The sequence below is a fragment of the Salinarchaeum chitinilyticum genome (genome assembly GCF_055390775.1).
In genome coordinates this window covers 3,022,423-3,040,708 of sequence record NZ_AP043888.1, presented here as the reverse complement: position 1 = coordinate 3,040,708, position 18,286 = coordinate 3,022,423, and the positions used below count along the sequence as shown (strand labels likewise).

The 18,286-nt window shown below is 64.4% G+C and carries 18 protein-coding genes and 1 tRNA gene; 10 read left to right on the top strand and 9 right to left on the bottom strand.

Annotation, left to right across the window (positions count from 1 at the left end):
- Nucleotides 1-8: 8 nt before the first annotated feature.
- Both ACZ5KP_RS14800 and ACZ5KP_RS14795 read right to left on the bottom strand, forming a co-directional pair.
- Complete coding sequence (locus ACZ5KP_RS14800; RefSeq protein ID WP_460918661.1) at nt 9-1,331, bottom strand: permease; 1,323 nt, start codon at nt 1,329-1,331, stop codon at nt 9-11.
- Between the two features lie 262 nt (nt 1,332-1,593).
- Nucleotides 1,594-2,322, bottom strand: coding sequence for a 5-formyltetrahydrofolate cyclo-ligase (locus tag ACZ5KP_RS14795; protein WP_460918660.1), 729 nt, complete (start codon nt 2,320-2,322; stop codon nt 1,594-1,596).
- Nucleotides 2,323-2,491: 169 nt separating this feature from the next.
- On the opposite strand from ACZ5KP_RS14795, the gene ACZ5KP_RS14790 reads away from it, so the two are divergent.
- The gene (locus ACZ5KP_RS14790) at nt 2,492-3,415 is read left to right on the top strand and encodes an NAD-dependent epimerase/dehydratase family protein (RefSeq protein ID WP_460918659.1); all 924 of its coding nucleotides are present in this window, start codon (nt 2,492-2,494) and stop codon (nt 3,413-3,415) included.
- A 273-nt stretch (nt 3,416-3,688) separates the two neighbouring features.
- Entirely contained in the window at nt 3,689-4,696 is a 1,008-nt protein-coding gene (locus tag ACZ5KP_RS14785) for an ROK family protein (protein WP_460918658.1), read from the top strand.
- Between the two features lie 54 nt (nt 4,697-4,750).
- Here ACZ5KP_RS14785 and ACZ5KP_RS14780 read toward each other — a convergent pair whose 3' ends face one another.
- Entirely contained in the window at nt 4,751-6,586 is a 1,836-nt protein-coding gene (locus tag ACZ5KP_RS14780; RefSeq protein ID WP_460918656.1) for a ribosome biogenesis/translation initiation ATPase RLI, read from the bottom strand.
- 15 nt (nt 6,587-6,601) lie between these two features.
- Entirely contained in the window at nt 6,602-6,916 is a 315-nt protein-coding gene (locus ACZ5KP_RS14775) for an EMC6-like membrane protein (RefSeq protein WP_460918654.1), read from the bottom strand.
- Between the two features lie 370 nt (nt 6,917-7,286).
- Between ACZ5KP_RS14775 and ACZ5KP_RS14770 the strand changes: the two genes are divergently transcribed.
- Complete coding sequence (locus ACZ5KP_RS14770; protein WP_460921068.1) at nt 7,287-7,568, top strand: helix-turn-helix transcriptional regulator; 282 nt, start codon at nt 7,287-7,289, stop codon at nt 7,566-7,568.
- A gap of 143 nt (nt 7,569-7,711) precedes the next feature.
- On the opposite strand, the gene ACZ5KP_RS14765 is transcribed toward ACZ5KP_RS14770, so the two are convergent.
- The gene (locus ACZ5KP_RS14765) at nt 7,712-8,227 is read right to left on the bottom strand and encodes a hypothetical protein (protein WP_460918653.1); all 516 of its coding nucleotides are present in this window, start codon (nt 8,225-8,227) and stop codon (nt 7,712-7,714) included.
- Between the two features lie 384 nt (nt 8,228-8,611).
- Here ACZ5KP_RS14765 and ACZ5KP_RS14760 point away from each other — a divergent pair, with 384 nt between their 5' ends.
- A complete protein-coding gene (locus ACZ5KP_RS14760) occupies nt 8,612-9,043 on the top strand; it encodes a hypothetical protein (protein ID WP_460918651.1) in 432 nt (143 codons plus the stop codon).
- Between the two features lie 98 nt (nt 9,044-9,141).
- Here ACZ5KP_RS14760 and ACZ5KP_RS14755 read toward each other — a convergent pair whose 3' ends face one another.
- The gene (locus tag ACZ5KP_RS14755) at nt 9,142-11,070 is read right to left on the bottom strand and encodes a PINc/VapC family ATPase (RefSeq protein ID WP_460918649.1); all 1,929 of its coding nucleotides are present in this window, start codon (nt 11,068-11,070) and stop codon (nt 9,142-9,144) included.
- A 128-nt stretch (nt 11,071-11,198) separates the two neighbouring features.
- Here ACZ5KP_RS14755 and ACZ5KP_RS14750 point away from each other — a divergent pair, with 128 nt between their 5' ends.
- The 6 genes from ACZ5KP_RS14750 to ACZ5KP_RS14725 all read left to right on the top strand — a co-directional run bounded on the left by ACZ5KP_RS14750 (nt 11,199) and on the right by ACZ5KP_RS14725 (nt 15,006).
- Nucleotides 11,199-11,519 carry a DUF5785 family protein gene (locus tag ACZ5KP_RS14750; RefSeq protein WP_460918648.1) on the top strand — a complete coding sequence of 107 codons (321 nt, stop codon included), beginning with the start codon at nt 11,199-11,201 and terminating at the stop codon, nt 11,517-11,519.
- A 126-nt stretch (nt 11,520-11,645) separates the two neighbouring features.
- Complete coding sequence (locus ACZ5KP_RS14745) at nt 11,646-12,308, top strand: CBS domain-containing protein (RefSeq protein ID WP_460918647.1); 663 nt, start codon at nt 11,646-11,648, stop codon at nt 12,306-12,308.
- Complete coding sequence (locus ACZ5KP_RS14740) at nt 12,305-12,820, top strand: GNAT family N-acetyltransferase (protein WP_460918646.1); 516 nt, start codon at nt 12,305-12,307, stop codon at nt 12,818-12,820. Before ACZ5KP_RS14745 ends, ACZ5KP_RS14740 begins: the two co-directional genes overlap by 4 nt.
- A 23-nt stretch (nt 12,821-12,843) precedes the next feature.
- Nucleotides 12,844-12,917 (top strand) — tRNA-Thr (locus tag ACZ5KP_RS14735).
- Between the two features lie 286 nt (nt 12,918-13,203).
- A complete protein-coding gene (gene kdgK1 / locus ACZ5KP_RS14730) occupies nt 13,204-14,148 on the top strand; it encodes a bifunctional 2-dehydro-3-deoxygluconokinase/2-dehydro-3-deoxygalactonokinase (RefSeq protein WP_460918644.1) in 945 nt (314 codons plus the stop codon).
- 414 nt (nt 14,149-14,562) lie between these two features.
- Nucleotides 14,563-15,006 carry a hypothetical protein gene (locus ACZ5KP_RS14725; RefSeq protein ID WP_460918642.1) on the top strand — a complete coding sequence of 148 codons (444 nt, stop codon included), beginning with the start codon at nt 14,563-14,565 and terminating at the stop codon, nt 15,004-15,006.
- Between the two features lie 21 nt (nt 15,007-15,027).
- Here ACZ5KP_RS14725 and ACZ5KP_RS14720 read toward each other — a convergent pair whose 3' ends face one another.
- The 3 genes from ACZ5KP_RS14720 to ACZ5KP_RS14710 form a co-directional block, all read right to left on the bottom strand.
- Complete coding sequence (locus ACZ5KP_RS14720) at nt 15,028-16,260, bottom strand: ABC transporter ATP-binding protein (RefSeq protein ID WP_460918640.1); 1,233 nt, start codon at nt 16,258-16,260, stop codon at nt 15,028-15,030.
- 78 nt (nt 16,261-16,338) lie between these two features.
- Nucleotides 16,339-17,292, bottom strand: a complete 954-nt coding sequence (locus ACZ5KP_RS14715) for a carbohydrate ABC transporter permease (RefSeq protein ID WP_460918638.1) — start codon at nt 17,290-17,292, stop codon at nt 16,339-16,341.
- 17 nt (nt 17,293-17,309) lie between these two features.
- A complete protein-coding gene (locus tag ACZ5KP_RS14710; protein ID WP_460918636.1) occupies nt 17,310-18,278 on the bottom strand; it encodes a carbohydrate ABC transporter permease in 969 nt (322 codons plus the stop codon).
- Nucleotides 18,279-18,286 lie beyond the last annotated feature (8 nt).

Below are 18,286 nucleotides of genomic sequence, written 5' to 3'. Positions count from 1 at the left end.
TCGGTGTGTTAGGCCGTGGCACCACTCTGATCCGGAGATCCCTCCATCGAGTTGGACCGATGGAGCCAGTAGAGCACCCCGAACAGGGCGGTCGCCAGCACGTTCAACGCGAGCTTGTAGTTGAGTTCGATCGACAGCTCGGCGACCTCCGTCGCGGACGGATCCGGGACGAATCCGATTGCGAGGAAGACGAAGTGGATCACGAATCCCGTCAGGACGGCGCTGACGAAGATCATCACTGCCAGGATGGCACCGAACGTCGCGCCGTAGTACTCGCGATAGGCGTCGACGATGGGCGGAACGATCAGGTCCGCGTAGATGTAGCTCAGAACGCTCCCGAACGGTAGGCCGTTCGTCCAGAGCACGGTCGCGAACGGTACGTTACCGACCGAGCAGACGAACGTCGCGACGCCGATGACGGCGCCGAGCACTGCTGTCCAGAAGACGTAGATGGGAAGCCCGAACGTCGGGCCCGAGAAGACGGACGTCCAGACGCTCTCGGGGACGAACCCGGCGATGAGCCCGGCGAAGAGGAAGCCGATGGCGATCTCGTCCCAGAGCATCCCCCACTCCTTCCACTGCTTGTCGGCGAGTGCCCTCCAGCCGGAAAGCGCCGTCGCCTGTTCGCGGATCGTCGTGTTGGCGTCTTCGGGATCGAAGCTCTCCATACAGGACTTCGAACAGAAGTACGTCGTTTCCCCGTCGTGGTCGATCGAGTACTCCGTCTCCTCGGGATCGACCTCCATGCCACAGACGGGATCGCGAACCGTGCGATCGCGCTGTTCCTGAACGTTCTCACGCGCCTGCTCGACGACCTCGTCTGGGACGACGTAGACGAACCCAAACGCCATCATGGCGATCAGGATGAAACCACCGACGACGTCGGCAAGGAGGAACTGCCAGCCCAGCAGGATCCAGATGACGGCTCCGATCTCGATGACGAGGTTGGTCGACGCAAACATGAACGCGCCGATCGTGGCGGCCGCCGACCCGCCCTTCTTGAAGAGGTTCTTCGCCGTCGCGATCGCGCTGTAGGAACACGAGGAGGAGACGAATCCGAAGAGCGATCCGTAGCCGATCTCGCGTGCCCCGTGTCCGTCGAGAAGCTCAGCGACTTCCTCGTCGGACGTCCAGGCTTCGACGCCCCCTGCAATCGCGAATCCGAGCACCAGCGCCCACCACGTGATCCACGCCATCGTGGCCGTCGTCGTGAGGAACTGTCGCGTGCTTTCGACGACGAAGGTGTCCAAGGGCTTCGAGGTCGTGACCGCCCCCAGACAGACCGTCCCGAACGCAAGGCCGATCAGTATCGCGTACTCGTTTCGATCCACGTGTGTACTAGGGCAGCCCGTTTGAATGCAGTTGTGACTGTCCAGACGAACGACGAACGGCTGAGAATTTTGCTATCAAAACTCGAGTTCCTGGGTTGCTATCGAAACGAACCAAAAGGGCGCGATATCGAGCTTCGGAACGATATCGGCATCGTCGGCAGCCAAGCAACGGGAGACAGGGTTACGATTCCAAACCAAGCGTGGTGAGCGGCGCGGGGAGACGAGCGGGAAGAACCGATCCGGAACCCTCCGGAGACGTCGATCAGGGCTGGAGCTGCTGGAGGACCGGGATCGCCTCGATTCGCTCCTCGTCGAGCAGCGCCCAATCGATCCCGGTCGGTCGCGCGACGTTGCCGGAGGAGTCCGCTCGAATCGCCCGCTCGGGCGTGACGAGCAGATCCATCGGCACGTCGTGCGGATCGGGGCCTGGCACGTCCTCCCGGAGCTGGCGTTCGTGGACCGTCGTCGCGATCGTCGTCGAGTCGTCGACCGCACCCAGTTCTGAGAGCACGGCGAACTCGAGGTCGCTGTAGCCCTCTCCTTTCCCGATGCGCGTTCCGTTCTCTGGATCGACCGCGACGCTCCCCGAGACGATCAGGTCGACGTGCGGAACGTCCTCGGGCCCCACCGGCTCGCCGTACTCGTCGATCCCGGAGATCGTCGTCGCATCGTCGATCGATCCCCCTTCGCTGGCTTCGATTCGCTCGGGATCTAGCTCGCGGAAGGGATGCTCGTCAGCGAGTCGAGGCACCGCGACGTAGACGGTCTTGCCCGCGCGGAGCGCCCGCCGGCGCACGGGAAGCTGCGGAGCGTCGGGGTTGCTCTTGATCGTCTCCGCGTCGGCCCAGGCGTCGGTCTCGGCGAGTCGGTCGGCGGCTTCGGTTGCGCCGGCGAAGTTCGGGATCCGATCGTGAGGTGGGAACGGGAAACGAGCGATGTCGTCGTCCTCCAGCTCGTCCCAGACCTGCTCGCGGATCGCCTGCTTGGCCATGAGGAATCACGGTCCAGGATCGCCTTGAGAGCAGCGGAGCGTCGTGCTCGAACGAACGGCGGGCAGATCGAGCCCTCGAAGCAAGCAACGGTCTCGAAAGCGCCGTACACGTCACCATACTCGCTGAAATCTCGGAATACTTTTCCCCCGTCTACCGGACCTACCGAGCATGCAGGACAAGCGCGTCCTCGTCACCGGCGGCGCGGGCTTCATCGGATCGAACCTCGCGAATCGGCTCGCCGTCGACAACGAGGTAATCGCTCTCGACGACTGTTATCTCGGGACACCCGACAATCTCACGGACGCCGTGGACTTCCGCGAGCAGAGCGTCCTCGACGACGACCTGCCCACAGAGGACCTGGACGTCGTCTTCCACATCGCCGCGCTCTCCTCCTACAAGATGCACGAAGAGAACCCCACCCAGGGCGCCCGGGTCAACGTCGAGGGGTTCGTCAACACCGTCGAGCAGGCCCGCGACGATGGCTGCGACACGGTCGTCTACGCCTCGACCTCGTCGATCTACGGCGATCGCACCGAGCCCTCTCCCGAGGACATGCCCGTCGAGGTCAACACCGGCTACGAGGCATCGAAGCTCGCCCGCGAGCGCTACGCCGAGTACTTCTCCAACCACTACGGGCTCTCGATGGCGGGCATGCGATTCTTCTCCGTGTATCAGGGGATGGCCGAGGGTGCCGAGGGCCACAAGGGCGAGTACGCGAACCTCATCGCGCAGTTCGCCGAGGACGTCGCGAACGGCCGCCCCCCGGAAATCTGGGGCGACGGCACGCAGACCCGCGACTTCACGCACGTCGACGATATCGTCGACGGACTCGTGCTCGCGGCCGAGCACGAACTCGACGGCATCTACAACCTCGGCACTGGCGAGCAGTACAGCTTCGACGAGCTGGTCGCACTCCTGAACGAGGAGCTTGGCACCGACGTCGAACCTGTGTACGAGGACAACCCGATCCCGGAGGACGTCTACGTCCACGACACGATGGCCGACGCCTCGAAGATGCGAGCGGCCACCGGCTGGGAGCCCGAGATCAGCTTCGAGGAGGGCGTCCGGCGCGTCTGCTCGCAGTATCGGTAAAGACAACAAGGCAGCGACCGGCATCGATAGCCGCCACCGCGTAGGTGACTCCTATGATGCACGGACGGGGCGACTACTTTTCCTGCACACCGCCGTCCGGGCCGACGTGCAACGACGCAGTTCCGCGCGGCGGTCGACGCAGAAGCCGACGCCGTGCTCTAGATCGCCAGGGTCGCAACGGCAGAGTCCAACCGCTCTGTATCGGGCTGAACCGGCACGCAAGGTTTCGGAGCTACCAGAAAGTACATGCCGACCACGGCAGCTACTGTTCCCATGACCAGGGTGGCCGTCTTCGGCGTCGGAAGCACGAACTTCCGGTACGCCGTCGCCACCGCTTCCGGAGAGTTCGTCACCGAGCCCGTGATCGAGCCGACCGATCCGGATAGGCTCGCCGGGCAGATCGTGGACGCGGTCGGCGACCTGAAGACCTCGACCGGCCTCGGGCTCGACGCCGTCGCCGTCTCGGCGCCCGGGCTCGTCGACCGGAACGCAGGGACGATTCGCAAGCTCGACGCGCCCGACGGCAGGACGGTTCCGGAGGTCGAGGTTCGCGACGCCGTGCGCGAGCGACACGACCTGCCGGTGGTCGTCGAGAACGACTGCAACGCCTCGGTACTCGCGGAGTGGCAGTTCGGATCGAACCCCGCCGTGGACTCTGTCGCCCACCTGACGATCGGCACCGGGATCGGCGGTGGCGTCGTCGAGAACGGGACGCTCATCGCCGGAGAGGACGCTCAGGCCGGCGAGTTCGGACTGTTCGCCGTTGCGCCCGAGGGCGATCTGCGGAGCACTGGCGTCACGGGCGCCTGGGAAGCGTACTGCTCCGGGCGCGGAGTCCCGAAGTATGCCACACACCTGTTCGAAACCGGGGAGGCGAGTTTCGGTCCGGACGACTCGGAGCTGGCCACAGCGATCGGCGACGGCGTCCCGATCACCAGCCAGACCGTGTTCACCCACGCCGCCGACGGCGACCCCTTCGCGGAGGCCTGTCTCGAGCGGATCCACCGCTACAACGCCGTCGGCATCGCCGGCATCTGCAACGCGTTCAATCCCGGACTGTTGACCCTCGGTGGCGGCGTCGCGCTCAACAACGGCGAGGCGACGATCGAGGGCATCGAGCAGTATCTCGGTGAGTACCTGTTCGTCGATCGGCCGGAGATCAGACTGACCGCGCTCGGCGACGACATCGGGCTGTACGGATCACTCGCCGCGTATCTCACGCGGACGGATGATCCCTCGATTTCGGTCGAGCGCCAGCCCGTACAGTCCACGACGGACTGACGGTGCCTGCCGGTACGGGAGCTCGGAGAACAGAGATCGTGCGGCCGAACTCGGTCAGTTCGCGTCTTCAGGCGCGTAGTAGTACTCGCCCTCGCGCTTTTGCTGGCTGTCGAGCTGGGAGCCGGGCTTGTTGATCCGCGGTCGACCGATCCGCTCGTCGCGGCGGAACGTGATCTCGAGATTCGAGAGGAACTCGTTCATGCCCTCGCGCATCCCCTGGGGCGTGCCGGCGTGGCCGTGAACGGCGGGCTCGCCGTCGAAGACCTGCAGCCGGTCGGCCAGCAGGTCGATCATGTAGATGTCGTGGTCGATGACGAGCACGGTCGCATCCTGCTGTTCGGCGTAGCGCCGGATCGCACTGGTCGCCTGGACGCGCTGCTCGACGTCGAGGTGTGCGGAGGGCTCGTCGAGGAGGTAGAGGTCCGCGGGCTCGGAGAGACACGCCGCGATCGCCACGCGCTGGCGCTCGCCGCCGGAGAGGTCAGTGAGCTGCTGTTCCATGATCCGGTCGAGCTGGAGGGGCTGGGCGATCTCCGTGTTCCAGTAGGAGGAGCCGAACTGATCCGTAATCCCGCGGAGGAACGTGTCGACGCGCTGGGGGCGGTCGATCTCGATGTACTGGGGCTTGTAGGAGATGTCGAGGTCGACGTCGAGATCACCCTCCTCGGGTTCGAGCTGTCCGGCGATGAGCTGCGCGTAGGTCGATTTCCCGATCCCGTTGGGGCCGACGATGCCGAGGACTTCGTTCTCGCGGATCGCACCGCCCTCGACGTCGAGCGAGAAGGCGTCCTCGCCGTAGCTCACCGTCATGTCCGGGTACTCGACGAGCGTCTCGGAGCGAGAGATGGTCCGGGGGGCGTGTTGCTCGAACTCGATAGCTTCCGGGCGGATTCGCATGTTCTCGTTGTCGAGGTAGCCCGCGAGATACTCGTTGATCCCGTTGCGGACGGACTTGGGATCAGTGATCACACCGTAGGCGCCCGGCTGCCCGTACGCGACGTGGAGCGTGTCCGCAAGCAGGTCGAGGATCGCGAGGTCGTGCTCGACGACGAGCATGGAGCGATCCGGCTCGTTCTCCAGGGTCTCACGGAGCAGTCGAGCCGCTGCCATCCGCTGCCCGATGTCGAGGTACGGCGTGATCTCGTCGAGGAAGTAGAAGTCCGCGTCACGCGCGAGACACGCCGCGATCGCGACGCGCTGGAGCTCGCCGCCCGAGAGGTCGTCGATCGGCTGGTCCATCACGGGGCCGATCGACAGCGATTCGACGAGGTGGTCGAGTTCGTCGCGCTCGTCGACGCCCTCCAGGAGCTGTCGCGTGTTGCCGTCGAACTGGTCGGGGATGCGATCCACGTACTGGGGCTTTCGCGAGACGGCGACGTCGTCGTCCCGAATCGCTGCGAGGTAGTCCTGCAGTTCGGTGCCACGGTAGGCGTCGAGCACGTCGTCCCAGTCGGGCTGGTCGGCAGGATCGTAGTTCCCGAGGTTGGGCACCATCTCGCCCGCGAGCATCTTGATCGCGGTCGTCTTCCCGATGCCGTTCGGGCCGAGAATCCCGACGACGTTGCCGTCTTCTGGCGCAGGGAGGCCGTAGAGCCGGAACGCGTTCTCGCCATAGCGGTGGGCGGGTTCGTCCTCGAGCTCGCTCGGCAGATTGACGATCTCGATCGCGTCGAAGGGGCACTTCTCGACGCAGATCCCGCAGGTCTCGCCGAGGCAGATCTCCTCGCTGATGCGGACCTGGTCGGGGTCGCCCTCCTCGGCGTCCTCCCCACGCAGCGTGATGCACTCCTTGCCCGTCCGATTCGGCGGGCAGTAGTTCTTGCACTCGTAGTTGCAGCGGTCGGGCTGGCACCGATCGAGGTCCACGACCGCGATGGAATCGTCGCTCATTGGAAACTGTCCGCGTTAGACGAGGTTCGCGTCGGACGTGAGAATGACGCCCCAGGTGACGAACCACATGATGAACGTCATGAACGCGACGTAGAGCACGTCCTTCGCGCCGCCCCACTCCTCGTAGACGACGTGATAGACCGGGAGCTGGACGACGACTGCCGCGAGGACCACCAGCTGGGCGTTCGTCGCCCCTGCTGCGTTCTCCGGCGACATGCCGGAAGTCACCATCTCGGATCCGAGCGCGGCGGCCACGCCCGCCAGCGCGGTCGCCGACGTGATCGCGATCGCACGCAAGTGCGCCCGGCGCTCGTCAACCTCGTCGCTCATGACAGAGTGTCTGCGAGGCCGGGCAAAAAGGGGTTCGCTTTGGCCGCTGAAATCGAACGGGAGTACGGACGCTACCGGGCCGACGCCTCCACCGCCACAGGGCAGTCACGAAGCAAGCCGGATTGGATACGGAACTCGGGGCGGGCGAACGCGAATCCGCACGTGGGAGACACATATGCGTGGAGAGCCCATACTCGTGGGAGGACCCAACGCACGCGGATAGCAGCGAGGATAGTGACTTGCTACCGCCGAAACAGCTACAGAGAGCCCAGTACGACCCCTCGTACGAACTGGGAAGCAGCTGGGAGGCACCGGCCACGCCACCCGCGGCACAAATCTTTATGGCGCCTGGACGTTTCGAATCGTAATGATGGCAGGTACTGACGACGACGGCCTGGAGGACCTCCCGCCGAGCGCCAAGCTGGTCTTCAAGGTGCTCGAGTACGACGGGCCACTGACACAGAAGCAGATCGTCGAGGAGTCGATGCTGTCTGCTCGAACGGTCCGCTACGCCCTCGAGCGCCTCGAGAACATCGGAATCGTCGAGGAAGACATCTACTTCGCCGACGCCCGACAGAACCTCTACTCGATCACGGCCGAAGCGCCCTCCGACGTCGAGCAGGGCGTCGACGCCAGCGCGACGGCAGAGTAGTCAGCGACGAACTCTCCGCTGTACGGACACCCTGCGGCGTTTTTACCTGATCGCGGATCGAGATTGGTCGGTACAGTCGACGTGTAGCACCTGGATCGGACGGCCTGTTGAGTAGTACACGTACGGCAGTAGATCACCGCAGATCACCCCGTGGTGCCATACCGGTCCCGCTCGGACTGACTCTCTAGTTCAGCTCGGATGAACTCCCTCGCTTCCGCGCGCTCCGCCTCCGTTTCGAACCTATAGATAGAGGGGGAGATCGTGTCACGCGTCCCGAAATACACGTCGACGCCGACGTACTCGGCATCAGCTTCGTCGAGGTCGAACGTCTGCCATTCGTGGGACGGCGTCAGAAACCGGGCTCGTAGTTCGTACGCTCCCGAGCCCTCGTACCGAGCCGGATCGATCAGATGCGTACTCGGATTCTGACGATCGGGAGCTGGCGGGTCCGTCCCCCAGGCTGGAACGTCGTTGTACCGTTCCTCGAAGCGTCGTTCACCGTCACGAACGATACTGACTTCAAGACTCTGGGACTCCGGAGTCGCGTTTACCAATCGAACGAACAGTACCCTGACGTCACTCGATGGGGAGGAATCCCGCGGCAGCAACACGTACCCGATCCCAGCGAGACCAGCTGACCCACCGATCGCTGCGAGCAATCGTCGTCTCGTTACCGTCGGAACGTCCGTTGCGTCCATTCTATGATGGCACTGTATTCCACCGTTGTTCTATATGCAGTTTCTGGAGGTTTCGGATGATTAGTACTGGGTCAGCCCAGATCTGTAAGCCTTCCCCCAACAGCATTTACGTCAACTCTAAGCGGTACTGAAGTCAGAAAGATCGGTTCGATTTACTCTACGAACATCTTGGTTATCATTTGCCATGGTATATGGAATAATGAATGCAGACTAAATAAATACATGCATTAGCCGCAATATTTATGTATTATTTATATTATCTGAAATATATTGGAGAGATATTCCGGGACCGGTCAGCACATCTGATCGGTATACTTTTGCGTTCTCGCCGATCGGTGCCTGCGCATGGCACGATCCAGGGTGGTCGCCGCGTCGATCGGGGTGGTCGCACTCCTGCTCGGGTGGGCGTTCCTGCAGGCGATGACGCCCAGGACCGGCCCCGACGGCCAGCCGTACGTCGAGACGGTGAGCTTCGCGCTCTCGACGCCCGCGGGGCTCGTCTTCCTCACCTACCTCACCGGCGTCTTCGAGTTCGATCGGTACTTCGGCGACCGGAGCCTGCCTGCGCTCTTCGGCGACTTCTTCCTATCCGTACTCGCCGCGGCCGCTATCGGGATCCTGGCGACGGCGCTGCTGATCGAGGTGACGACCGCTCGGCAGGTGCTGTTCATCGGGGGGTCGTTCGCGACGTTCCTCGGCGGATTCGGGCAGTTCCTCCTCCGAACGCGGGACTACTTCGACTGGGAACAGACAAACGACGTGGACGCTGTGGACTAACGCAGCGACGTCGAGCGGCTCGGGCTCGATCTCTCTCCGGACTTGCGAAGCGGACCGGCGGGAATGAGACCCCACAGGTCGGAAAAGACGGACGAGATTCAGGAGGGGACGACGGTGACCCGCTCTCGCCGGTCGATCGCGTCCTCGAGTTCCTCTGCAATGGCGCTTCCACGCGAGACCTGCACCTCGCCGCCACGGCTGACCGTCGCGGTGAAGAGGTACTCGTCGCCCGCCTTGACCTCGACGGTCTCGCCAGCGTGCCCGTCGACCGGCAACACGACGTGTCGAGACGTGATGTCGGGCTCGACGATCTGGCCCTGACGACCACCGCCAGCGCCGGAAGAGCTCCCAGACCCAGCGCCTGCTCCGCCACCACCGCTCGCTCCCGCACCGCCCGCTCCTCCACCGCCCGCGCCGGGCCGGTTCGCGGGATTCTCCTCGTGCGTGCGGACGTCGATACTGATACCGAGTCGATCCTCGACCTCGCTGATGCGACCGCCGCCCTTGCCGATCACCGTGGAAATGTCGTCGTCTTCGACGTAGACGATCGCGTCGTTCGATCCCTTGAGCTGGACCTCGACGTGGCCTCGAGCGATCGAGCGAATCTCCCGTTCGATCTCCTGCTTCGCGATGCGCTCGACGCCCTGTTCGGCGGTCGCGGCGCCGGGGCCGCCCTCCTCGTCGGTCAGCGGGACGGTCACGACCTGCCGGTTGAACGTGTAGATCTCGTAGGCGGGCTCGCCGGTCTCGAAGTCGGAGACGACGATCACCGGGCGTGCGAGGTCCTCCTCGGTGAGGCCGTGTGGGACCTTGACCTCGGTCTGGACGTCGTAGACGGTCTCGACCTCGCCGGCCTCGATGTAGACGACGGTGTCGACGATCTGGGGGATCATCCCCAGCTCGACGCGACCCACCAGGCGCTGGAGCGCGTCGATCGGCCGGGTCGCGTGGACGACGCCGATCATACCAACGCCCGCGAGCCGCATGTCCGCGAAGACCTCGAAGTCGTCGGTCTTTCGGACCTCGTCGTAGACGGTGTAGTCCGGACGGACCATCAACAGTGAGTCGGCGGTCTTCGACATCTCGCCGCCGAGTTCGGTGTACTGCGTGATCTCGGGGCCGACCTGGAGGTCACGGGGTTTCTCCATCGTCTTGACGACCACGTCGTGGTCGGCGAGGAAGCCGGCGGCCGCCTGCGCGAACGTCGACTTCCCGGCGCCGGGTGCCCCGGAGATGAGAATGCCGCGCTGGCGCTCGAGGAGCCGATCTTTCAGCTCCTCGTCGTGCTCGTAGTCCTCCATCGTCGTCTGCGCGATCGGTCTGACGGCGGTGATCTCCACGTCGTCGGCGAATGGAGGTTCCGCGAGCGCGATCCGGTAGTCACGGTACTGCACGATCGTCATTCCCGGTTCTGCAAGCTCGATGAAACCTTCGTCGGACTGCCGGGCGGCGTTCTCGATCTGCTGGGCCATGTCCCGGACCGTCTCGGTATCGAGGATCGCGTCGTCGACCGGCTCGTAGCGGAGCTCCCCGACGGTGCCGCGCTTGGCCATCGGCTTCGTGTCCGCCCGGAGGTGGACCGACATGGTGTCGTCGTCGAAGTACGACTCCACGGCGAGTTCGTCCATCGACTCCGTGCGCGGATCGACGTACTCGACGTCGACGCCCTTGGCGGCGGCGACCTCCGACTGGACGACGTCGCTGGTGAAGAAGGTCGCGCCGAGATCGGCGGCGAGTGCGCGAATGAGCGCGTCGACCTCGCCCTCGCTAGCGTGGCCGCGCTCGACGGCGTCCGGCCGCTCGCCGACGTACTCGAGGTCGATCTCGCCGTCGTCGGCGAGGTCGGCGAGGCGCTGTAGCTCGGAGAGGCCGTCCCATCCGCTCTCCGTGCCCTCGTTGGCCTGGGCCTCGAGCTCGGCGACGACGGCCTCGGGAACAGAGATCGTGGCGCCGACGAACTCCCCGTCTTCGATCCGCTCGGAGACGCGACCGTCGACGACCACGCTCGTGTCCGGAACGACGTGCATACTGTCGCTGGGGCGTCGTCGTTCAAAAGGGTGTCCAAGCCACCGAGGACGGCAGGTGGCGGAAACCGACCGTCGGCACCGGCCGCCAGAGGACAATCCTTTTGCGCCCGCTGGTCCCACCCGGTGACATGGACTGGCCCCACGACCCGGACGGCGAGGAGGGTAGCGAGGGAGGACGAAAGTACGGGATGGCGATCCTGGCGAAGAAGCTCGACGAGGACGAGGACTTCCCGCTGGACGTCGAGGCGTTCGTGGCCGAGCACGGCGACGAACCGCTCCGGCTCAACTACCAGCGCGTCGTCTCCGTCGCGGACGTCTTCGAGCACGTCGACGCCGAGTCCTTCGAGGACATCGTCACCTTCCACAAGGGCGTCGGCGCTGCGATGCGCGAAGGGGGCTTCTGGGAGTACCACCCGAAGGGAGCGAACCCGCAGCGCAAGCGCGCCTGAGGGCTCGAAAATTCGACCCGTGGATCGATCGACGGCACCCCGAAGAGACCAACAGGCGACTACGGCAAGGTTGGGGATAAGCTTGCCGGGAGTAGCTTTTAGACCGACGATGCGGTACCCGTTGACATGGAGGGAGTGACCGCCCGGGACGTGATGTCGCGTACGTTTGCCGGCGTCACGGAGGGCGACGACGTCGAGGACGTCCGGGAGCTGATGGTCGAGGAACGGACGGACGACGTCCTCGTGCTGCGGGGCAACGATCCGGTCGGCCAGGTCGCCGCCCACGACCTGCTGAGCACAGTCGCCGAGAACGGTCCCGACGACGCGACCGTCGAATCGGTGATGCGGCCGGCGCCGGATCCGATCGACGCCGACGCCGACCTCTCGAACGTGCTCACTCGGCTCTCTGCCGTCGACGGCGGCCGCCTCCCGGTCGCGAACGGCGATGCCGAACTCGTCGGCGTCGTCACGGAGGCGGACGTGATCGCAGCAGCGAGCACGGTCGTCACCGAACCCCGGGCCACCGACGTTGGCGGACCGGAAGGACTCGGCCGATCCGATCGAATCGCTGGAGAGGAAGGGCTGGGCGGGCCAGAGGGGCTCGCGACGGCCGAAACCGGCGCCGTCGCTGGCACCGGACAGACGACGACCGACCCTGACGCCGAGGAGCCCGTGGCGCCGTCAGAGCAGTACTCGAACCAGAGCGTCTGCGAGTCATGTGGCACGCTAAGCGCGGATCTCCAGGTCGTCAACGGGCAGTCGATCTGCCCGGAGTGTCGCGACGTGTGACTGGCGCGGACGACGGCGCCGGCGTGACAGACGAACTCGCGAGCGACGATGCTATTCGGGAGGCGACGATGGCGGACCTCGACGACGTCGTCGAGGCCTGGGTCGACCTCGTCGAACACGGCCGGGCACACGGGCTCCACATCGAGGCGACCAGCAACCGCACCGTCGCACGGCAGACGCTCGCTGCTGCGATCGACGACGACCTCGCCTTCGTCGCGAGCGCTGGCGATCGAATCGTCGGCTTCTGTTCGCTCGCGCTGGAAACCGGCGGGTTCGACCGCGACGTGGACCGCGGCGTCGTCGAGAATCTCTACGTCGAACCGTCCGCGCGTGGACGCGGACTCGGCTCGGCGCTCCTCGCCGCTGGCGAACAGCGGTTGATCGATCGTGGTGCCGACGCGATCGCCGTCGAGACGATGATCGCCGACGAGGACGTCGTCGAGTTCTACCGCGAGCGAGGCTATCGTCCGCAGCGCCTCAGCGTCGAGAAGCGAGTCGAAACCAATAGGTGAGGCTAGCGCGGAGTCCAGACCGCGCCAGGGGAGCGTGGGCGGTTCACGCACTCGACTTGTAATCGAGACTCCATGGGTTCAAATCCCATCCCTGGCTCTCGTGTTCTCGAACGGACGTGAGCGAGTTAGAAGCCAGGGATGGGATTTGTACCCTGGAAGACGCAACCTGCACAGCCGAACGTAGCGAGGCGGTCGAAAAACGACGTCCGCCGGTTCACACCACCGCGTTCACGGGAGCCGCTCGAACCGAATCCGCGTTCGGCTGCAGGCAGCCATCCTGCCGGATCGCCACTCGCCGACGGCGCTGCCGCGAACGCCTCACCTTTAATCCCGGGCCGTGCATCCACCACACGAAATGATGCGTGGACCTCGCACGTGGTTCGATGGCTGACGTCGTGGCCTTCGGCGAGACGATGCTTCGCCTCTCGCCGACGGCCGGCGAACGCCTCGAGACGGCAGATCAGCTGGAGTACCGGACCGCCGGCGCTGAGAGCAACGTCGCCGTCGCGGCGTCGCGGCTGGGAACCGACGCGGCGTGGCTCTCGAAGCTCCCCGACTCGCCGCTGGGCCGGCGCGTCCACGGCGACGTGCAACGACACGGCGTCGAACCGCTGGTCGCCTGGAGTGACGACGGGCGGCAGGGAACGTACTACCTCGAACAGGGTGGCGAGCCCCGCGGAACGGACGTGATCTACGACCGAGCGGACGCAGCCATCACGACTGCGACGCCCGAGGAGCTCGCCGTCGACGCGGTCGCCGACGCCGAGATCTTCTTCACCACCGGCATCACTCCGGCGCTGTCCGAGCAGTGCTTCGCGACGACCGAGCGACTGCTCGAGACGGCCGATCGAACCGCGTTCGATCTGAACTACCGGAGCAAGCTCTGGTCGACGTCCGAGGCTCGCGACGCCTTCGACGAGTTGCTCCCTCGGGTCGACGTCCTGTTCGCCCCCGAGCGCGACGCGAAGGCGATCCTCGACGCCAGCGGTGAACCAGCCGCGATCGCCGCGTCCCTCCGTGATCGGTACGACTGCGAGACGGTCGTGCTGACGCGGGGGGAACACGGTGCACTGGCCCGTACGCCAGCGGGGACCTTCGAGCAGCCCGTCTTCGAGGCCGAGACCCTGGATCCGATTGGCACCGGCGACGCGTTCGTCGGCGGCTACCTCTCGCGGCTCGTTCGCGGTGAGGACCCCGAAACGGCACTCGCCTACGGCGCTGCGACCGCTGCGTTGAAGCGGACCATCGGAGGCGATATCGCCGTCGTCACGGAGGAGGAAGTCGAGCGGCTACTCGACGATCGAGACGGACGCACAATTGCGCGATAGCACCGGGGACCGACGGGTTACTGGCCGGTTCGATGGAGCCACGTTTAAACCGGATCGCTTCGCACAAACCGATATGGAAGCGCCACGGCGGCGACACCGAGTACGGTGGTTGGGCACACCCGAGGACGTCGACCCTGGCCGCTGCGGTGACCGTCGATGATTGGCGATGCGCTACGATTTCCGCTCGACAAAGCGTCTGGGGAATCGCATTTCCTGGGCGCTACCGGAGCACTCCTGGCGACGGCGATCCTGTTCCGATTGACACTCCAACTGTATCCACTCGTCGTAGCCGTCGTCCCGCTGATTGCCGCAGTCGTTTCGACGTCGGTCGCGACGGGACTCTGCGTCGAGGCGTTTCTCAGACCGAACGAAGAACTCCCGCAGCTACGGTCGCTGTTTCGGACGGGAATCTTCGTGGCTTGCATCGCCACGGCGATGCTCCTCGGACCGGTGATGCTCCTGGTCGGGACGATTCTCAGCTATGGAACTGGGGAAGCGATCTCGAACTCCGGGGTAGCGACGTTCTTTCTCCTGGGATCGACGACGTCGATCGTGACGTTTCTCGCAGTGACCTACGCCTTGCCGGTCGTGGTGGCACGTGCCGTCGACGGCGGGCTCCGATCGATATCGAGTGGTCGGCCGCTCAGGAGCATCCTCGGCGAAATCGCGTACCTCCAGGGCTGGGCGGTGGGGTTCTCGCTCGCGACGATCGGGTGGTGGATTTCGGTCGCTGGACTGGCATCGCGAACGTTCGTCGGACTCCTCTCCATCCTCTTTGGAACCTACTGTTTCGTCGCAGGCGTTCGGGCGGTCGGCATGGGATACGCCGCAGTTCCGGGGATCGAACGCGGAACGTGAAAAGCGGGTCTCGTGGATCGGTCAGGCTTCCGGGACGCTGCTGGCGTTCTCGAGCCGCCGGTTGTGGAGTGCCTCGGAGCTCACGGCGTCGAACAGGTGAATGGACTCCGGCGGAATCCGGACCGAAACCGAATCGCCGGCGTCGTACTGTTCCATTCCACCGACAGTAGCGACCAGCGTGCCCGACTCGTCGGCGATGGATTCCTCGGTAGCCACGTCATCACCCTGGTCGGTATCGGGTGTCGTCTCGGCTTCGACGTCGGCCGCAACGACCTGGTCGCCCTCCTCGAGCTGGAGGTAGACGACGTTTTCGTCACCCATCGGTTCGACGACGTCGATGGTGGCCGAAACTGCCCGTTCGGTATCGGCGCCCTCGTCGTCGAGTTCGATGTCCTCGGGGCGAACGCCGAGAATTACGTCCTCGACGCCGCTCAGACTGTTGGCGATCTCGGGAGGAAGCGGATATTCGAACGTTCCGTCGACGAGAGCTCCGTCCCGATGGGACACCTCGAGGAAGTTCATCGGCGGATCACCGATGAAGCCGGCGACGAAGAGGTTCTGGGGCCGGTGGTAGCATTCCAGGGGCGTGCCGACTTGCTGGAGGCGCCCGTCGTTGAGGATGGCGATTCGATCGCCCATCGTCATCGCTTCGGTCTGGTCGTGCGTGACGTAGATCGTGGTCGTTCCGAGCTCGGATTGGATGCGCTGGAGCTCCGTCCGCATCTGCGCCCGGAGCTTGGCGTCGAGATTCGACAGTGGCTCGTCCATGAGGAAGACGGCCGGTTCCCGGACGATCGCGCGACCGAGTGCGACGCGTTGTTGCTGTCCGCCCGAGAGATCAGCCGGCTTTCGATCGAGCAGATCGCCGATCCCCATCATCGTAGCGGAGTCTCGGACGCGCTCGTCGATATCGTCGCGCGGCAGATCTGTCGACTCCTCCAGCCCGAAGCTCATATTCTCCCGAACCGTCATGTGCGGGTAGAGCGCGTACGACTGGAACACCATCGCGATGTCGCGATTTTTCGCTGGAATGCCGTTGATGACGGTGTCGTCGAGCCGGATCTCGCCCTCCGAAATCGTCTCCAGCCCGGCGACCATCCGGAGTGTCGTCGACTTTCCGCAGCCGGACGGGCCGACGAGGACGAGGAACTCACCGTCCGCGATGTCGATCGAGAGGTCGTCGACGGCGACGACCTCCGAACCGTCGTCCTCGACGAAGATCTTCGTGACGCCGTCGAGTTCGGTCTTAGCCATGGTTCACCCACTCGGTTCGGCACGCTCGGTCGATACTCCCTGTCGGTGTCGTGATCGGTGTCGTCATTGTGATTGCAATCATACGCGAACCCCCTCGGCGAACTGATCGGTGAAGAGGATGTAGACGACGAGAGTCGGCATCGCCGCAACGAACGCCGCCGCCATCCTGAGCGGGAAGTCGACGCCCTGCATCGAAGTGCCGATCTGACTCAGGATGAGCGTCACCGACGCCGCGTCGTCGTTGGCGCCCCCGATAAGCGTGAGCGAGAAGAGGAACTCGTTCCAGATCTGCGTGAACTGGAAGATCAGTACGACGGCGAACATCGGGACCGACAGCGGGAGCACGATCCGGCGGTAGACGCGCCAGAGGCCGGCACCGTCGAGCCTGGCAGCCTCGATCATCTCCCACGACATCGTCTGATACTGCGCACGGAAGAGCACCGTACAGATCGGGATGCCGTAGGCAGTGTGCGTGATGATCAACTCCAGGATCGTCGCGTAGTGCTCCTCCATGAACGGCAGCGCCCAGATCGCGCCAAGCCGAGTCTCGAGCATCAGGTAGTTGGTGTAGAACTCGGTCAGCGGGATGACCACTGCCTGGTAGGGGATGAAGATGCCGGCGATGAACAGCGCGAAGACAGCTATCTGGCCACGCCAGCGGACGAGCGTAAGCCCGTACGCGGCCATGCTTCCGAAGATCGCGCAGAGCACCGTCGAGGGGATCGTAAACAGCATGCTGTTCACCATCCCCCTGGACAGCGCGTTCCAGGCTTCGCTCCACTGTTCGGCCGTCGTCTGGTTCGTCAGCTGTGCGAAGTCGAACTCGACGAAGGGGATTCGGAAGAAGAGATCCATCCCTGGCAAGAGGAACGGAAGACTCGCCCGGATCCCCTCGCCCGTTTTGAACGCCGTTACCAGCCCGGTCTCGATGGGGAGGAGGTAGAATACGGCCAGCGCGATCAACAGCCCGTAGTAGCCGAGGGTCTTGAGGAAGCTACTGACGTCGAACGCCTCGGCCGCCTCCTCCGACATGGTTGATTGTGCTTGTGTCATAGATTCCCGTTCCTGTACTGTTGGTAGAGGTACGGTGCGATGACCGCCAGCGAGAGGACGAAGAGGAAGATCGCGATCGCAGAGGAGTACGCCCACTCGTTCTGGAAGTACCCCTCACGCATCATCTTCGTCGCGAGGATGTCGGATCCTTTCCGTGGCTGGTAGCCCCCGAAGAGGGCGTAGAGGAAGTCGAACGCCTTGAGCGAGAACAACAGCAAGACGACCGATGCACTCGCTATCGCTGGCTTGAGCTGCGGGATGATCACGCGCCAGTAGAGCTTGAGCGTGGATGCACCGTCGGCTCGTGCTGCCTCGTACTGTTCCTCGGGGATCGCACGGAGTGCAGCCAGATACACGATCATGGTGTACCCACTGTACTGCCACACCAGTGCGAAGATCACCGCGTAGAGGACGAGGTCGGGATTCGACAGGAAGGCGTACGGACCGAGCTGAAACACCCCGAGAAACTCGTTGATGACGCCGTACTGGGAGTTGTACATCCACTGCCAGAACTGTGCAGTGACCACGAACGAGAGGCTCATCGGCAGCAGGTAGATCGTCCGGAACCCGCGACCGAACCGTATCTCGCGGTCGAGGAGGATCGCCAGCAACAGCCCGACGACGAGACACGCGACGGTGAACGTCACGAGGAGAACGAGCGTGTTGACGGTTGCATCGATCAGCTGCGCGTCGTTCACCATCTGCGTGTAGTTCTCGAAGTCGAGGTTCGTGTAGTCCGGCTCGCCGAACCCCTCGTAGTCGGTCAGCGAGAGTGCGAAGTTCCAGCCGATCGCAGCGTAGACGAAAAAGCCCATCAAGAGGAACGGCGGCCCCCAGAACGGAGCCGACCGGACCAGATCGCTACGAAGCAGTCGCTGGAAGCGAGTAGTGGACTCCTCCTCGCCCGTTCGGTCACCTTCGGACGCTTGGCTGGCGCCCCCTTCCGCTGTTGAAAACCGCTTCATGAAAACGG